We start from the raw sequence: 1,794 nt of genomic DNA on the forward strand, positions 1-1,794 counted from the left end.
AAAAAAGGGGAAATGAGTAAAGAGGAAGCGGAAAAATTCGTAAAGGAAGTTTTATCTGAGAAAGAAAAACAGGCTAAAGAACTTGAAGATAAAATAGATGAGCGAGTCAAAGAAAATCTGAAAAAGAGCGGGGTAGCGATGAAAAGCGATATCACAGCTCTTGAAAAGAAAATCGAAAAGCTTGAAAAAACGATTTCCCTGACACCAGAAGCGGTTGAAGAACTTGCCCAGGAAATGATAAAAAAAATCCAAGAAAGAAAAACAGGTCAAAGAACTTGAGAATAAAATAAATGAGCTAAATAGTTATAAATAAAACTTTTTCAAAAAGGGGTGGTGGAAGCGATGGGAATTATTTGAATATATTATATTAATTCATCCTGTTAATGTGAAACTGTATAGGGAGCATGGAATTAGATGTAAAGGGCTATAGAGAATATACGAGATATTAAAAAGAAAACGAATTAATGGTTAAATATAAATATACATATATGGTTGAACCTGCTGGGGTTATTACAATTTACTACGCTAAGTTGATAAAAGAAAGAGACGATGGATTAGTTTTATTGCAACCTACAGAGGCAATGGGTAAAATTGTTACACCAAAAGATGAAGTCTTCGACACCCTAGATGCCGCCCGCCGTGCTGTAAAAAAACTGAAATCAAATGACCCATATTTTTCGTCATTCATAGTCAGAGAGGTGATACAAAATAAATGACAGACATTAATGGGTAAAATAGGTGACGAATGCAACAAGTCTAGTAAGTCCGTCATGCGACACCAATTCTCAAGTCCCAATTATGCGATAGAACCTGGGATTTCGATTACCCAAGTTCATTTCTATTTTTTGCTTTCGTTTTCTTGGATTTAGTTTTACAGTCGGGTATTGGTCTTTATCTGTTTTTACTACTTTCTGAATCAATAATAACATCAATTTTGCTAATTGGAATTTTATTTTCAAAATATATTGCCAATATATATCTACTAGGTAAGTCAAAATATTTTGGTCTATTCAAACGTTCTCCATATAACTCAGAATCGTTTTCTATAATATTTCCACTTCCGAAACTTGATATCTTAAAATTTATCCTACTATTTGAATTCATCTCTTCTTCGTTAATATGTAATTTAAAACTTTTATCAAAATGGATAAATCTATGATATTCTCTTCTTTTAATATTAATTACTGCATTTTTATTCTGAAAATTAATATCCATATCTATATCTGGCATGGGACAGACTTCGAAACCGTATCTTGATTTTAATTCTTCTTTACGTGCCAAATATTCTTTTATACTTAATATATATTTCATATCATTCTCCTAATCTTTATTTTCAGTGAGATACAAAACAAAAACAATACTTCCTTTTATACCAGACAAGATTGGAACATAAAGAACGTTTCATTCCAGAACAAAAACTGCGTTTAATATTTGTTAGTGCAGTCTTTGAACTTTTTTTATTAATATCTATCATCTAAATGATGCCATTATCTAGAGGGCACCACGAAGGAATCTCTGATAATTTAGGTATTTTTCTTGATGGACATTTTGGGTGGCCACATAATCCAGAAAATTTACTTTTAATATATCTACATTCCAGACAGGAAGTTATCGTATATTCGATTTTCTTTATCATAATTACTCTGTTGAACCATGACGATCATCGCAATTTACTATATTATGACTTCCATTTGCCCATACCGCCATAAATAACAATATGAACGCTCTTTTCAAGTGCTGTTGCATTTTTTTATTTCACTTAAAGCCTATCTCTGTAGGTTAATATATACGTGA

3 protein-coding genes are annotated in these 1,794 nt (G+C 31.4%); 2 read left to right on the forward strand and 1 reads right to left on the reverse strand.

The genetic code is table 11. The features are described 5' to 3' along the window. Window positions 1-279: phasin family protein (locus MNV_RS04070; RefSeq protein WP_218837888.1), on the forward strand; the 279-nt coding region annotated here is incomplete at its 5' end. Window positions 280-488: 209 nt separating this feature from the next. Further along, entirely contained in the window at window positions 489-716 is a 228-nt protein-coding gene (locus MNV_RS04075; protein WP_143311623.1) for a hypothetical protein, read from the forward strand. A 175-nt stretch (window positions 717-891) separates the two neighbouring features. On the opposite strand, the gene MNV_RS04080 is transcribed toward MNV_RS04075, so the two are convergent. Continuing rightward, window positions 892-1,311, reverse strand: a complete 420-nt coding sequence (locus MNV_RS04080) for a hypothetical protein (protein WP_096204102.1) — start codon at window positions 1,309-1,311, stop codon at window positions 892-894. Window positions 1,312-1,794 lie beyond the last annotated feature (483 nt).

It is taken from the genome of Candidatus Methanoperedens nitratireducens (genome assembly GCF_900196725.1).
Lineage (GTDB): Archaea > Halobacteriota > Methanosarcinia > Methanosarcinales > Methanoperedenaceae > Methanoperedens > Methanoperedens nitroreducens_A.